This is a genomic window from Nocardia mexicana NBRC 108244 (assembly GCF_001613165.1).
GTDB classification, from domain to species: Bacteria; Actinomycetota; Actinomycetes; order Mycobacteriales; family Mycobacteriaceae; genus Nocardia; species Nocardia mexicana.
The window spans coordinates 1-16900 of sequence record NZ_BDBV01000090.1; the positions used below are offsets into that span (position 1 = coordinate 1).

The window sequence follows — 16900 nt, forward strand, 5'->3', positions numbered from 1 at the left end:
GGGCCCCGGCGACATTCGGATCGGCCTCGGTGAGGACGGCCTCGGCGAGCAGTTCGGCGGGCATGTCCTCGGCCGGGTTCAGCGCGGTCTGCTGCCGCCGCGCGGCGTGCTGCGAGCCGAGTCCGCGCAGAAGTTCGACGACGCGCAGGACGTCGGGCCAGCCGGAGGGCTCGGCCGCGCCGACGGTGCGGAGCCGTTCGAGCAGTTCCCGGTCCCGGAGCAGCCGCTGTTCGGTCTCCCGGATCAGGTCCCCGACCAGCGCGGACGGGGCGAATCCGGGATCGTCGAGGGCGCGCCCGATCTGGTTCAGGGACAGTCCCAGGGAACGCAGGCCCTCGACGTGGAAGATCCGCCGAATGTCGTCGGGGGAGTACTCCCGGTAGCCGCCCACGGTGCGGCCCGTCGGTCGCACCAGCCCGAGCGAGTCGTAGTGCCGGAGCATGCGAGCGCTCACCCCCGAGCGGCGCGCGACCTCACCGATCAGCACGCAGGTGTCTCCTTCCGGTCCGGTCCCAGCGCGGCGGTGCGTCTTGCCGCATCGACGGCGAGACCGAACGCGGCGTCCGGGTCGTGCAGGAGCCGCTCCGTGGCGTGGGCGTGCGCCCGCACCGCCGGATCGTGGCTGGCCGTCGCCGTTCGCAGGATCGGCTCGACCACCTCGCCGAGTGCGACGAGGGCGCTGCTCAGGCTCAGTTGTACCTCGCGGTCGCCGCGGCCGAATTGGGTGGCCAGCTCCACCGCCAGTGCCGCCTTCTCGGCATCGGGCGCGAGGACCACGGCGGCGCGCCACGCACTGCGCGCGACCTCGTCATCGGAATCGCGCAGCAGCGACCGCGTGATCGCCGGGTACACGCTGCCGTCCCCGATCTTGGATAGCGTGTGCAACGCCTGGCTGCGGGCCTGCGCGTGTTCGGACCGGAGTTCGGCGCACAGTTTCGGCACCGTGACCCCCGAGGGGTGCCGGGTCAGCGCCCAGGTGAGCATGTCGCGCACGAAGAAGTCCGGCTCGATCGCGCACCGCTCGATGAGCGCGTCGACGAATCCGAGCTCGGGACGTGTGCCGGCCGCCAGCGCCGCCTTCAGTCGTATCGACGAGTCACCGGCCGCCAGCGCGCGGAGCACCCGCGCATCGTATGAACTGCTGTGTGTCGTGTTGATCGGAACCACCTCCGACAGCCAGTGAACGCCTTGTCACAGTGACAAGGTCAAGACCACGCGGCGATTCCGACTGTAGCCCGCGGGTGGTCAGGCGTTGCGCCTGCCGAAGGTGTCGGTGTTCGACCACTCCTGGTTGCGCAGGAGGGTTGCCGCGTCCCGCTGGCCGTCGGCGAAGTCGAACAGGGCCTTGGTCGCGCCGTCGCCGCCGTCGAGCAGGTTCGTGCGGGCCTTCTTGTAACCCTTGTCGCCGTCGGCGAACTTCTTGCCCTGTTTGTCGTTGCCCCACGGTTGATTCGCGCTGTCGGACTCCAGACTCGCCAGCGTGGCACGCAATGTCCCGACCACCGCCTTCATGCGGTTCGCGGCCTCCTCCGTGAGCCGTGCCGAATCCCGCAGCTTCTCCGGGTCGACTTCCAGGTTGTCCGCCATGACTTTTCGACCTTTCTGCGTCCGGACCGGCCGGATGCGGTTTACGAGTGGGAGTCGGATGGCTTGTGCGCGCTGCCGTCGCCTGTCTCCAGCCAGGCCTGTGCATCCGGCGCGGTCGGCGCCCGGTAGGGCCCGGGCATCACGATGGGATGGGAGTACTGCTTGGGGCGTGCCTTGGCCTTGAGTTCCGTCGGGTCGGCGAGGACCGATTCGGGGGAGCGGCCGTACTCGTCCACCCGCTCCCGGGCTCGGCGTCCGAGATCGTCGTGGTGGTCGGCCACCAGGCGGAGGTTGTCGGCGTCGCGGGTCAGGCGCTGCGCCGTATCGGTATCACCGGCCTCGCGTGCCGCCGCGGCCTCACGGTCCATCCGATCGGCCTGCGCTCGCAACTCCTGCGCGCGCTTCGGCTCCTCGACCGCATCGACGCGCGCCTGCTGCTCGGCGCGCTGCTCCGCGGCGAGCCGATCGGCGGTGGCTCGTTCACGGTCGGCCGTCCCGCGCAGCTCCTCGGCGTGGGCGCGGGCCCGCTGCTGTTCGGGGGTGCCGGGCGGGGCGTCGCGATACGCCCGTTCCGCGACCCGGGCCCGCTGCTCCGCGACATCGGCACGACGTTCGTATTCCGCTGCGGCGGCTCGTCTTTCGATCGCCGCCTGCGCCCGCTGCTCTTCGGTCTGCCGCTGCTCGAACTGCTGACGCAGCTGCTGCACCTGTTCGTGCCTGCGGTCGGCGGTGGCCTGGGCCTCGCGCGCGTTGCGTTCCAGGGAGTCGGCGTGCTCATTCGATTGCGCCGCCCGTCGTTCCAGGGTGCCGGCGTTCCGGTCGGCGGTATCGGCCGTCTCCCTGGCGGTTTGCGCGTGCTGGCGGGCGGTTCCCGCGTTCGCCTCCAGCTCCCGGGCGTGCTGACGCGCTCCGGCGGCCTGCTGCTCGGCCTCGTGCCGCTGGTATCCCATCCAGGTGCGCCGGGGATCGTCGGCCTCCAGGTCCCGGGTGCGACGGTCGAGATCTGTGACCTCCCTGTCCATTCCGTCCGCACGCACCCGGGCCTCGGCGGCGTCGCGTTCCCGTGCGGCGGCGCGGTCGTCGAGCTCGCGCCAGTCCTGCTGCCGGTCGTTCGCCGCTGTTCGCGCCTGGGCGGCTGTCTCGGTGTCCCGAGCGGCCTGTGTCCGTGCGTCGTTCGCCTCGTGCTGCCGGTGGTTCGCGGTGTTCTGGGCGTCGGCGGCCGATTGTTGCGGGCGGTCCTGGATGTGCTGCGCCTGCTCGTCGGCTACCCGCTGGGCCCGGTCGGCGCGTTCCTGCTGCGCCTGTGCGCGCGTATCCGCCTGCGCCGCTTGCTGTTCCTTCCGCTCCGCGACCACGTTCGCCTCGTGCGCCCGCCGTTCGGCGCCGTCCTGGTGACGCTGCGAATCCGTGATCCGCTGCGGGTCAGCGGCATCCCGCGCGCGCTGACCGTCCTGCCGCGCCCGGTCGGCCTGATGCCGCAGATCGTCGGCGTGGTTCCGGGCTCGATCCGCCTGGTCCCGCCGGTAGTCGGCCTGGTCTCGCGCCTGCCGGGCCTGCCGCGACTGCACCTCGGCGGTCTCGCGGGTGTACCGCGCCGCGCCGTCGCTGCCCGGTGACATATCCTTGTCGCCCAGCGCATTTCGCACCGGCCCCGGCAGGCTGCTCTGTCCCTTGAAGGTGCGGCCGTAGGACGACGGGTTCAGCGGATTCCGCGACGACGGCGACAGCTGCCGCGCGGTGAAACCGCCGCGAATGCCGCCGACGGTCGCGCTGCGCACCACGCCGCCCACGTAGCCGTGCGGTCCGCCGAAGGCGCCCGCCCAGTCTCCGGTCCACGCGCCGGAGACGAAGTTGCCCGCTAGGGTGCTCGACAGGCCCGCGGCCGCCCCGACCGTCACGCCGCGGACGAACGGCATCCCGCGCACATCGCCGATTTCCTTGCCCGCGAACTTGTTCCACGCCGCCCCGCCGAACTTGTCGAACGCCCTGCCCGTGTAATTGGCGGTGAACCGCGACGCCACACCGCCGAGCCCGCCCGCGACCGCCGAGATGCCGACCTCGGTGCCGTCGATGTGCTTGCGGTGGCCCTTCGCGATCTGGATGCCCTGCACCAGCAGATCCAGACCGGTCGCGACCGCCGCGCCCTCGATCGCCCGCATCGTGTAGGTCCCGAACACCCTGGCCGCGGCCTTCGACATGACCGTTTCCGCGATCCGGGCGATCATCCCGGCCAGGCGGTCGGTGATCAGCTTGATCCAGGACCGGGTGGCGGTGACGGCGGCGGCCTCGACCGCGGGCGCGGTCGGCGGCCACAGCCAGGCCCAGGCGATCTCGATCGCCAGCGTGACCAGCGAGACGATGGTCATGAGCTTGGCCGCCTCGATATGCGTGCCGGTGTCGAAGGTGCCGTCCGACACCTGCCGCATGGATTCGGCGAGGGTGGCGATGGACTGGTCGCCGGTGATCAGTTCGTCGAACAGCGCGGCCATGGCGTCGGCGCCCTGCCCGGCGGGATACGCCGAGCGGGTCGCCTCCTGTGCGGCCCGCAACTCGTCGGGCAGCTTCTTCAGCTCCGCCGCGGCCTCCTCCCACGCCTTGGCGGCCGCGAACAGCTTGTCCTCGTCACCGTCGGGCCATTCCGTCCCCGCGACCCAACCCAGCCAGCGCAGCTCCGGAGGCAGATACAGCGACACCCCTTCGAAGTAAGTGCACGCAGGTGAATTGCCGATGCCCCGCAAGGAAATTCGACGAGACGGCGCGTCGATCATTGTTCGTCGCTCTGGCAGCAGTGCCGCCGGCGCGGCTGGCTGCCCCACCTCCGAGACCCCGGAGGGCTCAAACCCCTACGCCACGCCGGGCCAGCAGTTCGAACAGCCGCAGCGCGATACCCGCGTCGCCCTCGACGGTGACCCGTTCGAATACCGCTGCGGGATCCGGACTTCGGTGGGCGGCCAGGTCCGCCAGACCGCGCAGATCGGTGGTGATCACCACGTCGGGGTTGTCGATATCGCCCGGCCGCACCGAGACGACGCCGTGGTCGATGGACAGCGCGGCGTGCGAATCGTCCAGCCGGAACTGGATACTCGCCCGCAGGTCCGCGACGGCGGATCGATCGATCAGGGCCGCCAGGAACGCGAGAGTCCATTCGGCTCGGTAGCGTTCGTCCGGCTGCCGCGGTTCGTCGAGGCGATGCCGCAGGCCCCACAGCGCGAGCGGTACCAGGGCGACCGACAGTTCGTGCCCGGCCGGTGTCAGGTCGTAGACCTGCGAGGCAGCGGGAGCGGGAAGCGTTCTGCGCGTGATCAATCCGTCCGTGGTGAGTTGCTTGAGCCGAGCGGCGAGCAGGCTGGCGCCGATGCCGTCGAGTGCCTCCGCGAGGTCGGAGAACCGCTTCGGCCCCGACATCAGCTCCCGCACGATCAACATCGTCCACCGCTCACCGATGAGGTCGAGGCTGCGCGACAACCCGCAGTACTGGCGATACGAACGCGGCATCGTAACTCCTGCTAGTTCTGAAAAATAGAGTGGATACTTCTAAATTATAGAGTAGCCTCGGGATGGGCGGGTCGATGACAGGAGAGACATCGTGACCACATCGCTGACACCCCCGGAAATTTCTACGCTGCAAGCACTTTCGGCCGATATCCCCGCGGATGTGCGGCATCGTTTCGCCGATATCGATGGTCTGCGCATCCACTACGCCGAGGCGGGATCGGGCGAACCGCTGATCCTGCTGCACGGGTGGCCGCAACACTGGTGGGAGTGGCGCCATGTGATCGGCCCGCTCGCTGAGCACTACCGCGTCATCTGCCCCGATATCCGCGGCCTGGGCTGGTCGCAGGGGCACGGGGCGGGCTACACCTTCGAGCGGCTGGCGCGAGACCTCCTCGAGCTGATGGATCGGCTGGACATCGGCCGGGCCCGTCTCGTCGGTCGGGACTGGGGTCTGGTGATCGGTTATCGTGCCTGCCTCAACTGGCCCGAGCGGTTCGACCGATTCGTCGCGGTCTCCGGCGTGCATCCCTGGACGGCTCAGGGGCTGCGGCTACCGGTCCTGCTGCGGCCGTGGCACGTCTATCTTCTTGCGTTGCACGGCAGCTCGGGCCGATTGCAACGCTGGTTGCGTACGCGCAGTCTGCGCGCTTGGCGGTACGAGGGGCGATTCACTCCCGAGGAGGCGGAGGTCTACCTGCGGCGCATGGGCACCCCGGGGGCGCTGGCGGCGACCGGGGCGTTCAACCGGAACGTGATGGTGCACGAGGTACCGCACTTCCTCCGCCACTACCGCCTGCTGCGGCTGCGCGTGCCGACCCTGCATCTCAACGGCGCACAGGACCCGCTCTCCGAGGGCGTCTCGCACAGCTACGCCGACTACGCCGAGGCCATGCGCCTCGAAATCATCCCGGGCTGTGGACATTTCCCGCCCGAGGAACAACCCGACCTGTTCACCGACCGGCTGTTGACCTTCCTTCGGTGAGCGGCGTCCGAGCGACGGGGTCGAGGTCGGCGACGTCGGCTTGAGTATGCCGCGGCGGCATGGCTTTTCCTGGAGGCAGCACAGTTTGCAACCGTCGGAAGGCCGTTCCCATGATCGATCAGGATCACCGCAGCGATACGAATCGACCCACCGAGGCGGCGGAGCGGCCGTCGCTGCTCGAACAGGTGGGTGGGCCGCTGGGGTTCGTGTATTCGACGCTCCCGGTCGTGGTGTTCGTGGCGGCGGACGCGGTGGTATCGCTTCCGGTGACGATCGGGGTCTCGATCGCGTTCGGGCTGGTGCTGACGGTGTTTCGGGTGTGGCGAGGGGAACGGTGGTCCTCGGCGGTCGGTGGGCTGCTGGGGCTCGCGGCGGCCGTCGGCATCGTCCTGTGGACCGGGTCGGCGAAGGACTTCTTCGTGCTCGGGATCTGGGCGGCGCTGGCCGGCTTCGCCGTCACCCTCGTCTCGGTGCTGGTCCGCCGCCCGCTGACCGGCGTGCTGTGGAACCTGACGCACGGCGGCAAGCACGCCTGGCGCGACGACCGGGCCGCCCTGCGTGCGCACGATGTCGCCACCCTCGCCGCGGCCGTGATGTTCGGCGCCCGCTTCGCGGTGAAACAGTGGCTGTACCTGGCCGATTCGACGACCTGGCTGGCCGTGGCCAAGGTCGCGATGGGGACACCGCTGACCGTACTGGCCGCGCTGGTCGTCGCCTGGGCGTTCCGGCGCACCACCAAGCGCCTGGGCGTGCGGCGGGAGCGAGCGGCCTCAGCTTCCGTCCAGATGGGGTAGTTCGCCGGTCGGCCACCTGGCGTAGGTGCGTTCCGGGGCGATCGTGATCACGTCCGTCACCCGGACCAGATCGGCGGGGATCCGGTTGCCGTCGAAATGGTCGGTGCTGGGCACGATGACCGCGTCGGCGGCCAATGCGGCCACGGTGGCCGCCAACTGGTGTATCGGATCGGCGGTGTGTTCGCCGAAGGTGATGGTTTTGCGCAGGTTGTATCCCAAACGTCGTGCCAGAGCGCGTATTTGGGCCTCGTCCCACTGTTGACGCTGCCGGGATACATCTTTGCGTAGATATCCGAGTGCGTCGAAGGTCATCGGCGTCCGTCCTCGAGAGTGGCTCGCAGGTGGGCGAATCCGGCGCGTTGCCGGTCGCGCGGCGTGCAACGTGACGGGTCCGGTGGCGACCGGGTACGAATGCCGCTGTCGCTGACCGGATATCGGTGTTCGACAGCGACGGCGGCCGGTGTGCGGAATGCCGGTATCGCTCGAGGCCGGGGCGTGGTGATGGTGAAACGCCTCCTTCTCGTCGTCGCACACTGCCGTGTGCGGCCGATGATTGCGTGCTGAGTTGCCAAGGCGATCAGCATCTTTCGGGCAAACCCGAGTTTAGGACGGTGCCCGCCCGGTGGCGACCCTGTCCCGGCGCTTCGGCGCGGTGCCTGTCCCGAAGTGTTTGCTGGCAGACCGAGTGGTGTGAGCCCGGTGGCCGGGGTGATTGCCGGGACGCCGGTGGCGGCCGGGGGAGCGGGGGAGGACACCTACCGGTCAACTGCATCGCCGCCGTGACACCCGCCCGCGGGCGCTGTCGTGCCCGGGGTTCATCCGCCCAGGCGGAGCAGCGCCTGCATGGCCTCGCGCTCTATGCGCGACAGATCGCCGAGCACCGTGCCCGCCTGCGTGAGCCACCGCGCGCTGCCGGATTCGCCCGCCTTCGCGATCAGCGCGGCGACTTCGGTCCACAGCGTGGCCGCCTCGGCGTACAGGCCGTGGCCCGTGCGCAGGTGGACGCTGTCGAGCAGCGGCAGGCATTCGGCGAGGAAGTCGCGGTAGAAGTTGCGGAACAGGGCGCCGCCGGTACCGGCCCGCTCCATCAGGAGGGCGGCCTGCGGCAGGTCGCGCCGTGGGTCGTCGGTGCGCCCGAACCAGGTGGGAACCAGCTTGGCGGCCTTGCCGATACCGCGGTGGCCGAGGTTGGCGATGGGCGGGTCGAGGAAGGCCCCCGCGCAGGCGGTGATGGCCGGAACGATCACCTCGCGCGGTGCGGGCCGGTCCTCGGGGACGGTGAGGGTGAACGATCGGTGGTGGGCGGTCATCGGGCCGCGGGCCGCCCTGGCCTCGGCGAGGCTCGTCAGGCTGGTGGATACCGTTCCGCCCTGCTGGTCGGTGTCCACCAGGTAGGCGTCGTGGTCGTCGTAGCCGTACATGGCGACGACATGGCCGCCGAAGTGCACCTTCGATCCGAAGTAGTCCAGGTGGTAGCTATCGAGTTGCAACCCGACGGGGCGGCCCGCATCGATGGGCGCCACCGCGTTCCTCCAGGCCCTGCGCGGGGAGGTGGTCTCCTGGACAGCGAGTTCCAGCCCGAGCCTCGTGGCCGCGGTCCGGGTGAGTTCGAACGGCTTGACCCGTCCCCCGAGGAACGGGAAGCCCATATTCTTGCTGTCCCAATAGATGAAGGACAGACCGGAACCGAGTCCGAAGAGCATCGGCTCGGACAGGGCGAGCCGCTCGTGCCGCAGCAGCACCCCCAGCGCCGTCGTCTCGCAGTGCTGCATATCGCGGGCGGCAATGCCGATCTCGGCCACCTCGAGCTTCACATCGTCCCCTTCGGTCGCATCGATTCGAGCATGGACCCTCCCGCAATGGGAGGGTCAACGCGCGGGCCCCGATGCTATGGCGCGGAGAAGGTTCCGAATCCCGGGGTGATGGTGGCCGGTGGGAATTTACCGCCACCGGTGACGACCGCGGCGATCTGACCGGATCCGGTCGGGACCGTCACCGCGGCGGGTGCGCAGTCGCACGGTTGCTGTGCGGTGAACCGGTCCGGGACCTCCACCACGCCGGAGACTCCCGTCGCGAGATTGAGCCATTGCACGCGCGCCCGGGATTCGAGGCTGTTGCTGCCGCCGAATTCCCCGGGATTGGCGACGGAGAACGTGGTCGTCCCGGGCTGATCGCCGACCGTGGCCGCCACGAAAACAGTGAAGGTCCGGGGTGTGCCCCATGATTGCGACATAACTGTGGAAGGCACCTGGAACGTCGTGGCCGCGGCGGCGACGCCCGGCTGTCCGAGGACCAGCGCGGCGGCAATGGCGCCCGCCGCACACCATGCGTACCGCCCGCTGGTGGTGCGAACCATGCTTTTCATAGGCAGACCTCCCGTAATGTCGACGATCCGGACGTTTCTGTTCGGAAGTGATTCGTTGTGGGTGTATCCGGCGGACGGCCGTGCGCATTACACCTCGCGTGTCCGCCTGCCGGGCGCGCCGGGTCGACATAGCCTGATCGTTGCTGCTTGTTCGCGATTCTCGGAGAGGAAGCAAAGGTGGCGATGCGGCCCGACGATCGATATCGGCAGATGTTCGATGACGAGGCCCGGCTGTCGTGGGTGCTGGCCGCCACCGCGGGATTGGTCGGTGCGGCGGCGTTCCTGCACAGCGCCGGCTACTTCGTGACATTCATGACCGGCAATACCGAGCGCGCGGTCCTGGGGCATTTCTCCGGCGACCGGCCGACCGCCGTCTCCGCGACATTGCTGCTGCTGTCGTTCCTGGGCGGTGTGGTGATTTCGTCCCTGTGCCGCAAGCGTTTCTGGAAAAACCACCCGCACGATGTGACGGTTCTGACCACGCTCAGCCTGATCGCGGCGGCGGGTCTGGATATCTGGCTGGTCGGCGTGACCAATCGGGAAATCCATCTCGGGCCGGTATTGCTGGTGGCCTTCGGGATCGGCGCCTTGAACACCTCGTTCGTGAAGGACGGTGAGGTGTCGGTCCCGCTCAGCTATGTCACCGGCACGGTGGTGAAACTCGGCCAGGGCATCGCCCGTCATATCGGGGGCGGAAGCGCCGCGGACTGGCTCGGATACTTTCTGCTCTACTTCGCCTTCGTACTGGGCGCGGTGCTGGGCGGGGTGATCGGGAATTGGCTCGGGGGTCACATGATGCTGGTGGTCGCGGCGATCGTCTGCGCGGTCGCGACCGCGTACGCACACGTGCACGCCACCGTCTACGGTCCCTTGTCCACCGAATGAACGTGGTGCGGACCTCACAAGGGGGTAGCCGGGCCTTGTGAAAGCAAGGCCCTGGTTACGCTCGGTCATACATAATCGAGGACACCCCTAGGACATGTGTTGACTGACGACCCCCTGGACCGCTGGAACGCTCACGAGGCTTCGGCGGAGGCGATGATTCCGATCATTGGAAGGTTGTACCGCGGGAAGGGGGTGACCATCCTGCTGCACAGCCGGTCGCTGGTGAACAAGTCGGTGATCAGCATCCTGCGCACGCACCGCTTCGCGCGGCAGATCGAGGGCGAGGAGCTGTCGGTCGAACAGACGCTGCCGTTCCTCGAGGTGCTCGGCGAGCTGGACCTGGGCCCCTGCAAGATCGACCTCGGCCGGTTGGTCACCGCCTACCGGACCGACGGGCGCGGGCGGTCGGTCGCCGAATTCACCGCGGCGGTGCTGGCCGACGTCACCGACGGCAACAAGGCCGAGCCGCAGGGTCCCCGGGACGTGGTCCTGTACGGGTTCGGCCGGATCGGCCGCCTGGTCACCCGCCTGCTCATCGAGAAGGTCGGGTCCGGCAACGGGCTGAATCTGCGGGCAGTGGTGGTGCGCAGGGGCGGCGAGGGCGATCTGGCCAAGCGCGCGTCGCTGCTGCGTCGGGACTCGGTACACGGCCAGTTCAACGGCACGATCAAGGTCGATGCCGAGAACAGCGCGATCATCGCCAACGGCAACGTCATCAAGTTCATCTACAGCGACGACCCGGCGGCGATCGACTACACCGAGTACGGCATCGACGGGGCCATCCTGATCGACAACACCGGTAAGTGGCGCGACCGCCAGGGGCTGTCGCAGCACCTGCGCCCCGGCATCGCGAAGGTCGTGCTCACCGCGCCGGGCAAGGGTGACGTCCCGAACATCGTGCACGGCGTCAACCACCGCGATCTGGATCTGTCGGACCGGATCGTCTCGTGCGCGTCGTGCACGACCAACGCGATCGTGCCGCCGCTGAAGGCGATGGACGACGAGTTCGGCATCGTCCGCGGTCACGTGGAGACGGTGCATTCGTTCACCAACGACCAGAACCTGCTGGACAACTTCCACAAGGCCGACCGGCGCGGCCGCTCCGCGCCGTTCAACCTCGTGCTCACCGAGACCGGCGCGCAGTCCGCGGTGGCGAAGGCGATGCCGGACTTCAAGGCCAAGATCACCGGCAGCTCGATTCGCGTTCCCACGCCGGATGTTTCGGTCGCGATCCTGAACCTGCAGTTGCGGCGGGAGACCACGAAGCGTGAGGTGCTCGAGTATCTGCGCCAGGTATCGCTGGCCGGGCCGCTGAGCCGCAACCTCGACTACACCGCGGCCACCGATGTGGTCTCGAGCGACTTCATCGGATCCCGCGCGGCATCGATCGTCGACGCCAACGCCACCATCGTCGACGACGACACCGCGATCCTCTACCTCTGGTACGACAACGAATTCGGCTATTCGTGCCAGGTCGTGCGGACGGTGCAGTACATCTCGGGCAGCGAGTATCCGACGTACCCGCGCCTGGGAACCGAGGATCTCGCCGGTGCCGTTCCCGTCGGCGCGCGGTAGTTCTCGGGTCCTCGCGGTAGTTGCATTCTGCAATCGAAACCACTTCCCGCGATAAGTGGTAGTAGAGTGCAACTACTTTCGAGGAGGTGGGATGGAGCCCCGGTCCGGATGTCCGATCAACGCCGCCGTGGAGGTGCTGGGCGATGCGTGGTCGATGCTGGTGCTGCGCGATGTGATGTTCGGTGATCGGCGCTACTTCCGCGAGCTGCTCAAGGGTTCGGAGGAAGGGATCGCGTCCAACATCCTCAGCAATCGGCTGCAGCGGCTCGTGGCCGCCGGCCTGCTCACCAGGGTCGAGGCCGGTCGCGGCCGGAGGGCGGAGTATTCGCTCACCGAGGCGGGCATCGCGACGCTCCCGGTGATGGTGGCGCTGGGCAATTGGGGCCTGGACCACCGCGACGGCACCCGGGAGCTGCGGGTCCGCGCCGAACTCCTGCGCGACGGTGGCCCAGACCTGGTGGAACGCTTCATGGACGAACTGCGCGCGGCCCACCTCGGCATCCCGCTGCCGAATCCCGACGCCCCGACGGCGAGCGCCCAACTGCAGGAGGCCTACGAGCGGGCGATCGGCCGGTCGGACCCGTCGCGATAATTCGGCGACACGCGCGACCGCCGGTAACGGCGCGGACCGCGGCTCGATTACACGGTCGACCTGCTGGAAATCCAGGTTCGAAACCGGGGGAACGCGGTGAATCGAGTAATCCTGCTGGGCGGTGTCACGGCCGTCGCGGTCGGTGCCTGCTGGTTGCTGCTGGGCCCGACCGCCGGCGGTATCGCGATCGGCGTCGTAGCGTCCGTCGGGGCCACGATGGTCTTCCCGCAGGTCGTGAATGTGCTGCGGGGACGGCGGTTGGTCAGCGCGCCGGGAGATGCACCGCTCGCCGCGGGCGCCGCATTCCTGGTCGTCACGTGCACACTGACATTCGCGATCGTCTACTTTATGCAACCCCGGAATATCGGCATCCAGCACTACCGGAATCAATCTCTCACCGACGAGAGCGGGCGCGTGCAGATGTTCGCCGTCGCATACGACGGCCGTCGTTTCCTCGCCGTCGGTTCCGCGGCGCCGCGTGCGAACGGTGGCGGCCGCTATCAGGATGCGGCACTGTGGGAATCGGCCGACGGCTGGAGTTGGTCGCGCCTGCCGCACGACATTCCCCTGCTCGGTGGCGTGGCTGTCACCGGGGGATCCGCGAGGCGGCAGATGGGCGACGTGATCGCGACATCCGATGGCTTCCTGATATTCGGATTCGACACCGTCCCCGATGGCAAGCTGCACGGGCAGACGTGGAAGTTGCCGCGGAACAGCCGGGCGATTCAGCGGGCCGAAGGCGTGAAATTGCCCGCCGCGGACTGGTTCAGCGGATATTCGCGGCACGACGATACGGAGATCCTGCTCGGTGGAGCCGGCGGGAATTCCGTCGTGTGGCGGCGTGTCGCAGGCGGAGAGTGGTCGCATTCGATACTCGGGTTGTCGCGGGCGGTGGATGCGAGTTCGGTGAGGTACGTCAACGGTGATTGGGTCATCGCGGGATCCGACCGATCGTCGGACCCGGATTTCCGGCCGCAACACAGCGATGACGCCAACCGCTATCGACGCGACGGCGCGATCTGGATGTCCGGAGACGGTTTGCAATGGCGGAAGGCCGTCGGGTTCGCCGGTGTTCACGGCCGCCAGAACGTCGGTGAGGTCGCTTATGTCCGTGGCATGTGGATCGCCGTCGGCTCCGACGACTCGGCCGATCCGCGCAGCAATGACGGCGCGATCTGGGCGTCGGACAACGGGCGGTCGTGGCGGCGAGTGCAGGAGCGCTCGCTGGCCGGGGTGCCCGAATGGCAGCAGATGGACGGACTGGTCGAGCAGGACGACCATCTACTGGTGGTGGGGACAGCCAGTCCCGAGCTCGGTGAGAAATCGCCGAATGCCGAATCGGTTGCCGCGGAACGTCTGTGGGAGAACGGCGTGTGGCGGCTGGACCTTCCGCCGCGCAAGGGTGTCCGCAGTTGGTCCAATACGTGGCACCGCCTGGTGACCTGGCTCGGCTGAGTGTCCGGGCCGGTAACCTCTCGGGATGGAGAAAGTCGTTACCTACCTTGAACTTACGCGGCCCGGGGCACTGGTGGCGGCTCCCGTGGTGGCGGGCGTCGGGCTGCGCCGGGTCGACCGCGAATCGCCGCTGGTGCGGAGCGTGCAGGCGGGGGTGGGGGAGCCGTACGGGTGGGGCGCGGCGCGGCGGAGCGCGGAGCGGTGGTCGGCCTATCTGGCCGAGCATCCGGACGAGCAGTACTGGCTGATCACCGTCGAGAACGAACCGGCCGGCGTCGCCTATCTGGAGCCGCAACCGGCCGGGGACGTGGAAGTCACCGCCTTCGGCCTGCTGCCCGCATACGTCGGAAAGGGATTCGGCGCCTACGCCCTCACCCTCGCCCTGCGGCAGGCGTGGGCGACCGAACCCGTTGGCGCACAGGAGGTTCGGCGGGTCTGGCTGCACACCTGCTCGCTGGACCACCCCAATGCCCTCGGCAACTACCGCAAGCGGGGGCTGCGACCGTACCGGGTCGAAACGAAACCGGTGGATCAGTCCTGATGCGGCCGCGCGGCGCTACGACGTGATGCGCAGGGAACGGGATTCGTCCGACTGCGCCGATTCCGGTGACTCGGGCGGTGCCGTCTCGCGTCGCTGCCGGGGTGCTGTCTCGCCCCGCATCTGCCGGGTGAGCCAGCGCCGCATGTGTTCGATCCGGGTGGTGCGGGCGGGCCAGAACTCCTGCACGGTGGCGTTGAACTCCGCCCCCAGGATCACCGCGAAGCCGAGGAAGAACGTGAACAGCAGGAAGGCGATCGGGGTGGCGAGCGCGCCGTAGCTGATCCCGGTCCGGGTCACCCAGGTCAGGTAGCGCCGCAGCCCGTCGCTGGCGGCCATGAAGAACACGCCCGCCACCAGCGCGCCGCCGAACAGCCGGTGCCACGGCAGCGACCGGTGCAGCGCCAGCTTGTACAGCGTGGTCAGCCCGATGATGAGCAGCAGTCCGGTGCCCGGGTAGTAGAAGCCGTCGAGCAGGCGCAGCCCGGGTTCGCGCCAGCTGTCGGGCAGCGCCCGGCCGATCAGCACGGGGCCCAGCGCGACCAGCGGCAGCACGAACACCGACACCACCAGGAACAGCACGTACAGCAGCAGCGCGAAGATGCGCTGCCAGACCGGGTGCCGGGCGTCCTGCTGGTTGTGTGCGGCCACGATGGCGTCGACGAAGGTCGCCATCGCCGACGACCCGGCCCACAGCGACAGCACGAATCCCACCGACACCACCGCACCGCGCCCGCGACCGAGCACATCGCCGACGGTCGGGGCGATCAGGTCGTCGACCACCGTCGGGCTGAACAGGTTCCGGCTGAAGCTGATGATCTTGCCCTCGACGATCTCCACGGTGTCGGGCCCGAACCAGCCGCCCACATAGCCCAGGCTGCCGAGCAGACCCAGCAGCAGCGGCGCCAGCGACAGCGTCTGCCAGAACGCGGCGGCGGCCGATTTGGCGAAGATCGAGTCGTCCCACGCCTTCACCGAGACGCGGGCGACCAGCTGCCAGATCCGCCGCGCCCCGTGCGTGACGCGCGCCCGCACGCCCGCACCCGGACCGGGAGCGGCGCTGGCGGCCGGAGGTGGTTCGTGTGCGTTCATCCTGCCTACAGCATCACCTACAGTCGCGCCGAATAGGCGAACGGCCGGAAAACGTGTCGCGCGGTACGGTCCCGGTCGTGGGGAACGTCACACGGGGGACCGGTCCGGGAGCTGAGCTGCGGATCCGGCGAATGCCCTGTCGGCAGCGTGTTTTGGCGTCCGTATCCGGCCTGGTGCCGCAACCGCACCGTTACGCGACAGCCACGCCGAAACCCCGCGTCGGATTCGCTTCGTGTCGGTGCGGGTCGCTAATCTCTGTCGAGTGACTTCGGGTGGTGGTGGTTCGTTACGTGCGTGGCAGCGCAGGGCTCTCACCAAGTATCTGACGACGAAGCCACGCGACTTTCTCGCGGTCGCGACGCCGGGCGCCGGTAAGACCACGTTCGCCCTGCGGCTGGCTTCCGAGCTGCTCGCCGACCGCACGGTGGATCAGGTGACGGTGGTTGCGCCCACCGAGCACCTGAAGCATCAGTGGTCCGCCGCGGCGTCGCGGGTCGGCATCGCGCTGGACTCCAATTTCTCCAACTCCACCGGCGGCACGTCCGGCGACTATCACGGGGTGGTGGTCACCTACGCGCAGGTCGCCTCGCATCCGTTCAAGCATCGCGTCCGCACCGAGAACCGCCGCACCCTGGTGATTCTCGACGAGATCCACCATGCGGGCGACGCGAAGAGCTGGGGCGACGCGACCGCCGAGGCGTTCGACGACGCCACCCGCCGCCTGGCGCTGACGGGCACCCCGTTCCGTAGCGACGATTCGCAGATCCCGTTCGTCACCTACGAGCCCGACGAATCCGGGTTCCCGCGGTCGCACGCCGACTACGCCTACGGCTACTCCGAGGCGCTGGCCGACGGTGTCGTGCGGCCGGTGGTGTTCCTCGCCTACTCCGGCGACGCGCACTGGCGCGACAGCGCGGGCGAGGAGTACTCCGCCCGCCTGGGCGAGCCGCTGAGCGTGGAGCAGACGGCGCGGGCCTGGCGCACCGCCCTGGATCCGGCGGGCGACTGGATGTCGAAGGTGCTCGGCGCCGCCGACACCCGCCTGCGCCAGCTGCGCGCGACCGGTATGCCGGACGCGGGCGGCCTGGTGATCGCCACCGATCAGGAACGCGCCCGCGACTACGCCGAACTGCTGGAACACATTTCGGGTTCGCGCCCGACGGTGGTGCTGTCCGACGATCCGGGCTCCTCGGAGCGGATCGGCGAATTCGCGGCGGGCACCGAGCCGTGGATGGTGGCGGTGCGCATGGTGTCCGAGGGCGTGGACGTGCCGCGCCTGGCGGTCGGCGTGTACGCCACCAGCGCCTCGACGCCGCTGTATTTCGCCCAGGCGATCGGCCGGTTCGTGCGTGCCCGCCGCCCCGGGGAGACGGCCAGCGTCTTCCTGCCGTCGGTGCCGGTGCTGCTGGACCTGGCCGCGCAGCTGGAGATCCAGCGCGACCACGTGATCGGCAAGCCGCACCGGGAGAAGAACGGCCTCGACGACGAGCTGCTGATCGAGGCCAACAAGCAGGAGGACGAACCGGGCGACGAGGAGCGC

The 16900-nt window shown here is 68.9% G+C and carries 17 protein-coding genes; 8 read left to right on the forward strand and 9 right to left on the reverse strand.

Features of this window, described 5'->3' with window-relative positions; all coding sequences use genetic code 11:
• The 5 genes from NM1_RS32090 to NM1_RS32110 form a co-directional block, all read right to left on the reverse strand.
• A partial coding sequence (locus NM1_RS32090) for a MerR family transcriptional regulator (protein WP_157124047.1) occupies positions 1-487 on the reverse strand: 487 nt, incomplete at its 3' end.
• Positions 481-1167: a HEAT repeat domain-containing protein gene (locus NM1_RS32095; RefSeq protein ID WP_211339534.1), complete on the reverse strand. Its 687-nt coding sequence runs from the start codon at positions 1165-1167 to the stop codon at positions 481-483. The genes NM1_RS32090 and NM1_RS32095, both read right to left, overlap by 7 nt.
• 78 nt (positions 1168-1245) lie before the next feature.
• Positions 1246-1587 carry a hypothetical protein gene (locus tag NM1_RS32100; protein ID WP_068028668.1) on the reverse strand — a complete coding sequence of 114 codons (342 nt, stop codon included), beginning with the start codon at positions 1585-1587 and terminating at the stop codon, positions 1246-1248.
• Between the two features lie 41 nt (positions 1588-1628).
• On the reverse strand, positions 1629-4280 hold the full coding sequence (locus NM1_RS32105; protein WP_068028671.1) for a WXG100-like domain-containing protein: 2652 nt from the start codon (positions 4278-4280) through the stop codon (positions 1629-1631).
• Positions 4281-4422: 142 nt separating this feature from the next.
• Positions 4423-5082 carry a winged helix-turn-helix transcriptional regulator gene (locus NM1_RS32110; RefSeq protein ID WP_068028674.1) on the reverse strand — a complete coding sequence of 220 codons (660 nt, stop codon included), beginning with the start codon at positions 5080-5082 and terminating at the stop codon, positions 4423-4425.
• 91 nt (positions 5083-5173) lie between these two features.
• Here NM1_RS32110 and NM1_RS32115 point away from each other — a divergent pair, with 91 nt between their 5' ends.
• Positions 5174-6064, forward strand: coding sequence for an alpha/beta fold hydrolase (locus NM1_RS32115; protein ID WP_169814356.1), 891 nt, complete (start codon positions 5174-5176; stop codon positions 6062-6064).
• Between the two features lie 110 nt (positions 6065-6174).
• Positions 6175-6858, forward strand: coding sequence for a DUF3159 domain-containing protein (locus NM1_RS32120; protein WP_068028678.1), 684 nt, complete (start codon positions 6175-6177; stop codon positions 6856-6858).
• Here NM1_RS32120 and NM1_RS32125 read toward each other — a convergent pair.
• The 3 genes from NM1_RS32125 to NM1_RS32135 all read right to left on the reverse strand — a co-directional run bounded on the left by NM1_RS32125 (position 6835) and on the right by NM1_RS32135 (position 9223).
• Positions 6835-7170 (reverse strand): hypothetical protein, encoded by a 336-nt coding sequence (locus tag NM1_RS32125; RefSeq protein WP_068028681.1) that lies wholly within the window; start codon positions 7168-7170, stop codon positions 6835-6837. The two genes, NM1_RS32120 and NM1_RS32125, sit on opposite strands and share 24 nt — an antisense overlap.
• Positions 7171-7673: 503 nt before the next feature.
• A complete protein-coding gene (locus NM1_RS32130) occupies positions 7674-8672 on the reverse strand; it encodes a BtrH N-terminal domain-containing protein (protein ID WP_246011631.1) in 999 nt (332 codons plus the stop codon).
• A 74-nt stretch (positions 8673-8746) separates the two neighbouring features.
• Entirely contained in the window at positions 8747-9223 is a 477-nt protein-coding gene (locus NM1_RS32135; protein WP_114699803.1) for a hypothetical protein, read from the reverse strand.
• Between the two features lie 183 nt (positions 9224-9406).
• Between NM1_RS32135 and NM1_RS32140 the strand changes: the two genes are divergently transcribed.
• The 5 genes from NM1_RS32140 (at position 9407) to NM1_RS32160 (ending at position 14271) form a co-directional block, all read left to right on the forward strand.
• Positions 9407-10108, forward strand: a complete 702-nt coding sequence (locus NM1_RS32140) for a YoaK family protein (RefSeq protein WP_068028706.1) — start codon at positions 9407-9409, stop codon at positions 10106-10108.
• A gap of 99 nt (positions 10109-10207) precedes the next feature.
• Positions 10208-11683 carry a glyceraldehyde-3-phosphate dehydrogenase gene (locus NM1_RS32145; protein WP_068028709.1) on the forward strand — a complete coding sequence of 492 codons (1476 nt, stop codon included), beginning with the start codon at positions 10208-10210 and terminating at the stop codon, positions 11681-11683.
• 91 nt (positions 11684-11774) lie between these two features.
• The gene (locus NM1_RS32150) at positions 11775-12275 is read left to right on the forward strand and encodes a winged helix-turn-helix transcriptional regulator (RefSeq protein WP_068028688.1); all 501 of its coding nucleotides are present in this window, start codon (positions 11775-11777) and stop codon (positions 12273-12275) included.
• 96 nt (positions 12276-12371) lie between these two features.
• Entirely contained in the window at positions 12372-13730 is a 1359-nt protein-coding gene (locus tag NM1_RS32155; protein ID WP_068028691.1) for a hypothetical protein, read from the forward strand.
• 25 nt (positions 13731-13755) lie between these two features.
• Positions 13756-14271 (forward strand): GNAT family N-acetyltransferase, encoded by a 516-nt coding sequence (locus NM1_RS32160; RefSeq protein ID WP_068028694.1) that lies wholly within the window; start codon positions 13756-13758, stop codon positions 14269-14271.
• Between the two features lie 15 nt (positions 14272-14286).
• On the opposite strand, the gene NM1_RS32165 is transcribed toward NM1_RS32160, so the two are convergent.
• A complete protein-coding gene (locus NM1_RS32165; protein ID WP_068028697.1) occupies positions 14287-15360 on the reverse strand; it encodes a YihY/virulence factor BrkB family protein in 1074 nt (357 codons plus the stop codon).
• Between the two features lie 262 nt (positions 15361-15622).
• Between NM1_RS32165 and NM1_RS32170 the strand changes: the two genes are divergently transcribed.
• The coding region (locus tag NM1_RS32170) for a DEAD/DEAH box helicase (protein WP_255286241.1) at positions 15623-16900 on the forward strand (1278 nt) is incomplete at its 3' end.

Coding starts and splice junctions, on each gene's coding strand:
- NM1_RS32165 (WP_068028697.1), bottom strand. CDS start 15,360: ATGAACGCACACGAACCACCTCCGGCCGCCAGCGCCGCTCCCGGTCCG.
- NM1_RS32135 (WP_114699803.1), bottom strand. CDS start 9,223: ATGAAAAGCATGGTTCGCACCACCAGCGGGCGGTACGCATGGTGTGCG.
- NM1_RS32125 (WP_068028681.1), bottom strand. CDS start 7,170: ATGACCTTCGACGCACTCGGATATCTACGCAAAGATGTATCCCGGCAG.
- NM1_RS32120 (WP_068028678.1), top strand. CDS start 6,175: ATGATCGATCAGGATCACCGCAGCGATACGAATCGACCCACCGAGGCG.
- NM1_RS32100 (WP_068028668.1), bottom strand. CDS start 1,587: ATGGCGGACAACCTGGAAGTCGACCCGGAGAAGCTGCGGGATTCGGCA.
- NM1_RS32160 (WP_068028694.1), top strand. CDS start 13,756: ATGGAGAAAGTCGTTACCTACCTTGAACTTACGCGGCCCGGGGCACTG.
- NM1_RS32150 (WP_068028688.1), top strand. CDS start 11,775: ATGGAGCCCCGGTCCGGATGTCCGATCAACGCCGCCGTGGAGGTGCTG.
- NM1_RS32110 (WP_068028674.1), bottom strand. CDS start 5,082: ATGCCGCGTTCGTATCGCCAGTACTGCGGGTTGTCGCGCAGCCTCGAC.
- NM1_RS32140 (WP_068028706.1), top strand. CDS start 9,407: ATGCGGCCCGACGATCGATATCGGCAGATGTTCGATGACGAGGCCCGG.